This window comes from Bacteroidota bacterium, assembly GCA_034723125.1.
GTDB lineage: Bacteria > Bacteroidota > Bacteroidia > CAILMK01 > JAAYUY01 > JAYEOP01.
Genome location: JAYEOP010000385.1, coordinates 23531 through 31643, shown reverse-complemented (window position 1 = coordinate 31643; position 8113 = coordinate 23531). Strand labels below are relative to the sequence as shown.

Genomic DNA, 8113 nt, shown 5'->3' with positions numbered 1-8113 from the left:
CTTGAATTCTTATCAACAGGTCATACATACCAGCCTTATAGAATAACGTTGATGAGGCATGGTAAAAAAACTGTAAAAGTGGATAGTGTTTTTGTTATATCCTTGGTAACTTATGATAAAATTATTTATTATTAACCTGATACCAAGTTGCGTTCAAAGCTACCAATATAATTCCTTTCTTTTTGTACTATCATCATTTATAAACATTTATTATTCATTATGAAAAAGACTATACTATTATTCATTATTATATTTCTTTCTATGCATTTATTCTCTGAAACACCTGCGGATAGCATTAAATCTAAAAAAAATTATTTTGGAATATCTTTCAGTAGTTTAATTAATGATTATAACTTAAATAAGAAATCAGAAATATATTATTATTGGGAAGACGAAAAAAAATACCTTAATACACCCGTAGGTTATGGATTTACTGTTGGAGTTTTTTATGAACGTAAAATTTACAAGAATTTTTATTATGTTCCTAAAGCTCGTATGAAATTTACAGAATCAATTGTAAAGTATAATGATGGAATAATAAACATGAAATATGATATAAAATACTGGAACGCAGAATTCTATATTTTAAATATACAATATTCCCGAAAATTAACTGATAAGAATAGATTAATTATTCAATCAGGAATCGGTCATTATCAACGGAAACAATTAGATGTTAAAAGAGATTGTAGTTATGCTCCTAATGAAATTTTTTATTATCATAATTATACATATCTTTCAAAAAAAGACAGAACTATGTTTTATGAAAGTTGTATAGGTTTTTCAATTAATAAAAACAAATATATATATTCTATTATGTTTGAGTTTTCTAAGAGTGTTGGTTCTTTTACTAATATTTATGATTTTCATTTCTATAAAGCACTTTATGCATTACCTCTTAATTATTATAATTATGGTTTAACATTTTCAATAAAAATATAATGTATTATAAACTTAAGTTTCGCATTTGAATATAAAGAATTGATATTCTGAAACTTATTAAATGTCGAGTTGTGATAACATAAAGAAAATCAGTAGTATAATAATTCCATAATGAATTGTTTCATACTTTGTGATTCTTCGTGTCTTAGAGCCTTCGTGGCTAATTATCAATATCTTGCCACAAAGACACCAAGGCACAAAGTTGCACTAAGAAAAAATCCATAATATAACAGTCAGATAATAAATATGTTAGCATACAGAATTATTATGCGAAACTTGAGTTATAAATATTACACACTTCTATTATTTATTCTCAGAACAAGTATTACTCAGAAGGAATTTATTCTGAGAAATTTTATTTAAATTTAATAAATCCGGGAATATATTTTTGCTCCATAAAAACATCAACATTCACAAAAACAATTAAACTAATTATTTATTGATAATAACCCCAAATACAAACAGATGAATTCAAAACCGTCATTGCGAGGACAAAGGACGAAGCAATCTGTTGCTTTGAAACACTGTGCTTTATGGATGAGATTGCTTTCCCGCAAATGCGGGATACCTCCTTCGCAATGACGAGTTATTTTTTTGTTCGCAATGACGGCAAAACTTTGTTAATCCTTTGAGTCTTTGTGGCAAAAATTACTTTTCGGACTGAACTCATTAATAAAAATAAATTATTAAGAGTATAGTAAATGCAAGTTAATATATTCAATAACAGAAGCATGTGTGAGCTTATTAATTGTCTTGCCTTCTTTTATAAGTTCACGAACTTTTGTTGAGGAAATATCAATCATGGGAAAATTAAAAAATTCAATGTCCTCATCTGGAGAATTTTGGGGTTCAATTTTATTCTCTCCTCTTGGGTAAACAAATATTTTATAACTTGATAGAATTTTTTTATACTCCTTCCATTTATGAATATTATTAATCGAATCGGAACCCATAATAATTATAAAGGTATGTTCGGAATATTTTCTCCTTAAAACATCAAGGGTTTTATAAGTGAATGATGGCTTTGAAAGAGAAAATTCAATATCGCAAACTTCCAACTTACTATTTTTTTCTGTGGCAATTTCAACCATTTTCAATCTGTGGTTTTCGTCAATAAGAATGTTTTGGGGCTTTAGCGGATTTTGAGGGCTAACAACAAACCAAATCTTTTCAATATCAGAAGCCTTGAGTATTGATTCTGCAATGCTAATATGTCCGTTGTGTATCGGATTAAAAGAGCCGAAAAATAATCCTATTTTCATAAGCAAGGTTCTATAAATTTAGATATTCGTTTACTACAGAAATAACTTCATCAACACTACTTTTTATATCTTTATCGTTAATTATTATTTTATCAAATTTATTGGAAAATGAAATTTCTTCATTTGCTTTAGCCAAACGTTTTTTTAGGCTACTTTCACTTTCCGACTTTCGTTTTCTCAATCTGTTTTTTAAATTATCAATTGTTCCCGGATGAATGAAAATAATTAGTGCATCATTTTTATAATATTTTTTTATGTTTAAAGCACCAAAAACATCAATGTCAAGAAGAGGGTTTGAATTTTGTGAAAACATTCGTTTTATTTCCGACCACATCGTTCCATAAAAAACTCCACTGTAAACCTCTTCGTATTCAATAAAATTGTTTTCGGCAATATTGTTTTTAAAATCATCAATACTAAGAAAATAATAGTCCTTTTTATCTTTTTCTTTATCTCTCTTTAGGCGAGTAGTTGCTGAAATAGAAAATCCAAAAGAAGGGAATTTTTTCAAAAGCTCCTTAACAACTGTTGTTTTCCCTGTTCCTGAAGGACCGCTTATGGCAACTATTTTATTTTTCATTCTTTATAAAATATTAGATAATTGTTGTTTGATTTTTTCAAGTTCATTTTTCATTGAAACAACATGTTTTTGAATATCCGAGTCATTGGCTTTTGAGCCAATCGTATTTATTTCTCTACCTATTTCCTGACTTATAAAATTCAATTTTTTGCCACTGTTATCAATATCAATTGTATCTCTAAAATGTTTTATGTGAATTTTTAGCCTTTCAATTTCTTCAGTAATATCAAATTTTTCAATATAAAAAATCAACTCTTGTTCAAGTCTTTCATTATCAAAATTAGAAGTTATTTCCTTTATTTTTTTTTCTAACTTTTCTTTAATCCTATCTACTCTTTGATCTTTTATTTTATCAACGCTATTGTAATGCTGTTCTATTTCATTGAGGTAGTTTGCTAATTCACTTTTCAGCAATATTCCTTCTTTTATTCTAAACTCATCCAAATCTTTTATTGCAAGTAAAATTGAATTTTCAATTACACTCCATTCCTCATTTATTGAATCCATTGCTATTGGTGTGCTAATAACTTCGGGCATTTTCAATATTATTTCTAAAGCATTATCAGTTTTTAAATCTATCTTATTCGTTATTTTTTTTAAATCATTGAAATATTCTATTGCAAGATTAGTGTTAATATCACTTTTTATTTTTGATGCTTTTAAAAATTTAACAGCTATAAAAACATCAATTTTCCCTCTCACAAGTTGTCTTTCAAGTTTTTTGTGAACGCCAATTTCTTTCTCTGAATATTTTGATGGCATTCGCACCCTAAGGTCAAAACTTTTGCTATTCAGTGATTTTATTTCTGTTTTTGCAATCAAGTCTTCTGTTTCTTTTACTGCCGACCCAAAAGCTGTCATTGAACGTATCATAAATAATATTTTTTAAAAAGTGAATAAGTTAATCTGATTTGTAATTGTATTTTTTCAATAATTTTTAAAATTTGCATTTTCAAATAACATCAATATTAAGTCCGAATAAATGAAAAATATATCTAAAATAAGAAAAGCAATAATACTATTTCTTGTTTTCTTTTTCTCCTTGTTGCTTTACACCTGTGTTTCACACAAGACAAATCAAGGACAAAGTTATAAAGAAAAAACCGAAGAAGAGCTTGTAAGCTTTGTATTTTATAATGTTGAAAATTTATTTGATACAATTAATAATCCTGAAACACGTGATGAGGAGTTTTTACCTGAAGGCAAAAAAAAATGGGGTTTTTCAAGGTATTACAATAAATTGCAAAAAATTTCAAAGGTGTTAATAAGTATTAGCGAATGGGAAAATCCCGGAATTATTGGGCTTTGTGAAGTAGAGAATAGATTGGTTTTGGAAGAATTACTACACTACACTCCACTTAAAAATATGAATTACAATATCATCCATAAAGAATCACCCGATTCAAGAGGTATTGATGTTGCTTTGCTTTACAATAAAAAAGTCTTTAAAGTTGTTTTCTATGATTTTTACAAAATAAATTTCCCTTTTGAAAATAGCAGAACAACGAGAGATATTCTTTACACAAAAGGTGTTTTGAAAAATACCGATACAATTCATATTTTTATAAATCATTGGCCTTCGCGTTGGGGAGGAAAAGAAGTTACTGAAAAGAAAAGAATGTTTGTAAGCTCTGTGCTAAAATCAAAAACAGATTCACTATTTAAGATCAATCCTAATTCAAAAATTGTAATAATGGGTGATTTTAATGATGAACCTTTTGACAAAAGTATTTCAGAAGTGTTGAAAGCAGGAAATGATAGTACAACAACAAAGAGTTTATTTAATTTTATGGTATCTTTAAAGCAAAAAGGGGAAGGCAGTTATCGCTATAAATTTGAGTGGAATATGATTGACCAAATAATTGTTTCAACAAGTTTTTTTAATACACAATCTCAAGTATATTTAAATACTGATGATGCACATATTTTTAAACCCGATTGGCTTTTAATTGATGACAAAAAATATCCGGGCAAAAAACCTAATCGAACATTTTATGGTCCGTGGTACAATGGTGGTTACAGCGACCACTTACCAATATATTTAAATGTTCATGTAAGGAAATAGTTCTTAAAACAACATTGACTTAAACCACAACTTAGATAATCAAACCGAAGCATGTTGTAGTTTAAGTCTATGTTTTTTAACAATCCAAAATGATTGCTAATTTTAAAAGACCCCAATGGCGTTAAGGAAGCCTAAAGCAAGAATAAGAATTCCAATGACAATCATCATTGTTTGAATGCTAAACCAAGTATTCATTTTGTCAAGGGCACTCATTAAATTTTCAATATCATTACCTTCGGTTGTAACAACCAATTTAAATGATTTTGCAGAATTGATTGTTACCAGTCCCATAATAATAAGAACTACCGCGATAACAATGTCAAAAATAAATTTCAAAAAGTCATTATTTTCTTTCACTAAGTGAAAAACGCCAAAGACAGCGAATAAAACTCCAAGCACGATTAAAAAAATGCCAACAAACATCATTTGATGAGTTAGTTTTTTGATTGATTCATTTTGACCAGCATTAAATTCATAGTTTGATATTTCCATAAAAATCCTCCAAGATATTAGTTTAAAAAATAATTTTTTCTCTTTAAAACTTTAATAAAAAACATACTTCCAGTAATTATTTTTGTCTATTTTTTGAAAAGCTTGTTTTTTATGTACTGTTTTCTATTTTCAAATATACAAAAAATAATTAGAACTGATTAATTTTTTTTAAATAGCTTAAAAAATAATTTTTCACTAAGAAATATTAGGTTCTATGTTGATTTGAGTGGGTAATCAAATTTGCCACAGACTTCGTCTGTCGAAGACATACAAAAAGTAAAGACTACGTCTGTCGAAGTCTGTGGCTTTAATATTTTTTCATCCACACAAATTAACAGAGAACCATTTTATTGAACCCTACTTAGTGTCTCTAAGAAAACTCTGCAAAATTAGATTCCTATCTTTTTGCGATATTTTTATCTTTCTCAACTCACTGATGCTAAGGCATCGCCTCGTCTCAAAAAATAAAAATCTCACCTGCCTGACGGCAAAGGCAGGTCAAAAATCTTAGAAATCATAAAATTTGATAGTTTTCTTAGAGGCACTACTTAATAAAATGTACTCATTCGTTAGTAAAAAATTAATATTGAAATTTAAATTTCTTATCCTAAGTTTTTTTAAGGATATTTGCCTTTTGGTAATAACTACTAATTGACCTTAAAAAGAATTATGAATAAAGTTCATTTAAAGTTTTGGGGATTCTTACAAGATTTATTCGACAAACATAGATCCCTTATTTCTTTTATTCTTGTCGTAATTGGAATTATATTATTGAATTTCATTCTCAATCAAATAGTCTCTCCCTTAAAAATAGACTTTTTTAGCTCTTTGGTGGGGGATAAAAGTCAAACCTTTATTGATTTTGCACCTGAAGTTTGGTTAGGTTTATTGAGCCTTGTTCTTGGTACATTAATAATCGTTATTTCAATTGCTTCTCAAAGTACTCCTAAATTGATTGACCTTTACATTAAAGACTTAAGAAGTATATTTTACATGTGGTTTATTACTGTATCAGCTACTCATAATCTTTGGCTTCAACTTTCTGCATCATCTGGTTATAGTGGCTATGAAGCAAATATTTTATTAAATACTTATGTCTTTTTACCTTTAGGTTTAATACTGGCTTTGCCTTACATCCTTTATATTCTAAAATACACAACACCGGGAAATGTTATTGAAAAAATATTTAAGGAAAATTTGAATACCAATAGATTATTAAAAGATTCTTCTTATCAATTCCTTTTAAATAATCCTCATATTGTTGAACGATATCAGTTTAAGATGTTTGAAGCTTTAAATCAATTGGATGATTTGCTTGAGTATGTTGAATTCAAAGAGCCTAAAGGAGATATTATTCAAAAAATGGGAATATCTGTCAGAAATTATGTTAACATTAAAGATAAAATAAACCCTAACTTTTTTAAAATTTGCAAAAAAATACGTAACGATATTTCTTTTAAAACACTCTCAGGACAATTTGAAGAAATAGAAGAATCAAAGACATTTTACGAACATAAGGCATTTAGATTACTAGGCAACGCATATTTTAAGCTTATTGAAAATAATGATTTTGATCTTGCTTCCCAATGTGTTTATGAAATTGCCAAATCAGGAAAAACTGCCATTGAAAATAATGATGATGAATTACTTGAAGTGATAACTATTAAAATGAACACTATTTTTCGTTTTGGTATCAAACACGGACTTAAAAATCATGAAGTAAGAAATATTTATAACGCATTATTTCATTACAGTGAACTTATCGGTTATCAAATTGCCAGCAAAAAAACCAAACAAATTGAAAGGAGTTGCAAATTTTTAGAGGTTTACGGTACAGAAATTTTTAAACATAGTAGAACAGAAGCATCTTTTACTTTTTTGGTTGATGTTTTTGCACTGGAACTAAAAAAAGCTCTTATCAGATTAAATGAGGCAGAATATAACATTGTTTTTCAAAATGAAATTCTTAGCTTTTTTCTTAATCTTGATAATTCTCCTGATGTTAGCAGGGATGAACTTGGTCAAACAAGAATTAAAAATGATGGTGTAAGAGTGCTTCAGGTAGGACTTTCTTTATATTACCTGAAACACAATAAAAATGATTTGACACAAAGAATTATTGATGATATTTTTGAGGATTTTGAGCATCTGGGCAAAGATTTGAAAAGTGCTGTTGAGTTTACTTGTAGTAAATTAAAAGTATTTACACCTACTTTCTGGGAAGATACTGACCGTGGAAACGTAAACCTATATTATGCTAATGAAAAAGATCAAATTCCTCTTTTCCTTAAAATGTTCAATGAACAATGGGATAAACTAATGAAATCAAAAGTGAATAGATATTAGTTAGTGTCTCTAAGAAAACTCTGCAAAATTAGATTCCTATCTTTTTGCGATATTTTTATATTGCAGTTGTTATAGGGAACTTCTAATAATTGGCATTCAATAAACTACAATCTCAGCAACAATTTTTTTTCCTGCTTTGCGGTTAATAACATTTATGATGCGGGTTCTCATAAATAACAACTCTTGCTTTGCTACTGATGAATCTAATTTTACTTTAAGTTTTTTTTTATCTAATGAAATACTTGTTGTACGCTTTCCAATTTGTTCGCCAACTACTTCATTCCAAATATTACGGATTTTATTTTCATCAAATTTCCCTCGTAATTGGTAAACTTCAATGTATTTTTCAATTGCAGCTTTTAAGGTAGTTTCATTTGATAATCCCATGGTGTAAATCGGAATTTTAAGAATGGTGCAAGATTAGAA

General features: G+C 28.0%; 8 protein-coding genes. 3 read left to right on the top strand and 5 right to left on the bottom strand.

Annotation, left to right across the window (positions count from 1 at the left end):
* Positions 1–219: 219 nt before the first annotated feature.
* Entirely contained in the window at positions 220–942 is a 723-nt protein-coding gene (locus U9R42_10295) for a hypothetical protein (GenBank protein MEA3496412.1), read from the top strand.
* Between the two features lie 686 nt (positions 943–1628).
* Here U9R42_10295 and nadD read toward each other — a convergent pair.
* Genes nadD through U9R42_10280 form a run of 3 tightly spaced genes read right to left on the bottom strand, consistent with a single transcriptional unit; the run spans position 1629 to position 3657 of the window.
* Positions 1629–2204, bottom strand: a complete 576-nt coding sequence (nadD, locus tag U9R42_10290) for a nicotinate (nicotinamide) nucleotide adenylyltransferase (GenBank protein MEA3496411.1) — start codon at positions 2202–2204, stop codon at positions 1629–1631.
* A gap of 10 nt (positions 2205–2214) precedes the next feature.
* The gene (gmk, locus tag U9R42_10285) at positions 2215–2784 is read right to left on the bottom strand and encodes a guanylate kinase (protein ID MEA3496410.1); all 570 of its coding nucleotides are present in this window, start codon (positions 2782–2784) and stop codon (positions 2215–2217) included.
* 3 nt (positions 2785–2787) lie between these two features.
* On the bottom strand, positions 2788–3657 hold the full coding sequence (locus U9R42_10280) for a YicC/YloC family endoribonuclease (GenBank protein MEA3496409.1): 870 nt from the start codon (positions 3655–3657) through the stop codon (positions 2788–2790).
* Positions 3658–3766: 109 nt separating this feature from the next.
* On the opposite strand from U9R42_10280, the gene U9R42_10275 reads away from it, so the two are divergent.
* The gene (locus U9R42_10275; protein MEA3496408.1) at positions 3767–4849 is read left to right on the top strand and encodes a hypothetical protein; all 1083 of its coding nucleotides are present in this window, start codon (positions 3767–3769) and stop codon (positions 4847–4849) included.
* A gap of 102 nt (positions 4850–4951) precedes the next feature.
* On the opposite strand, the gene U9R42_10270 is transcribed toward U9R42_10275, so the two are convergent.
* A complete protein-coding gene (locus U9R42_10270) occupies positions 4952–5341 on the bottom strand; it encodes a DUF5362 family protein (GenBank protein ID MEA3496407.1) in 390 nt (129 codons plus the stop codon).
* Positions 5342–6010: 669 nt separating this feature from the next.
* Between U9R42_10270 and U9R42_10265 the strand changes: the two genes are divergently transcribed.
* Entirely contained in the window at positions 6011–7687 is a 1677-nt protein-coding gene (locus U9R42_10265; GenBank protein MEA3496406.1) for a hypothetical protein, read from the top strand.
* A gap of 96 nt (positions 7688–7783) precedes the next feature.
* Here the strand turns inward: U9R42_10265 and U9R42_10260 are convergent, their stop codons facing one another.
* The gene (locus U9R42_10260; GenBank protein ID MEA3496405.1) at positions 7784–8074 is read right to left on the bottom strand and encodes a DUF721 domain-containing protein; all 291 of its coding nucleotides are present in this window, start codon (positions 8072–8074) and stop codon (positions 7784–7786) included.
* Between the last annotated feature and the right edge of the window lie 39 nt (positions 8075–8113).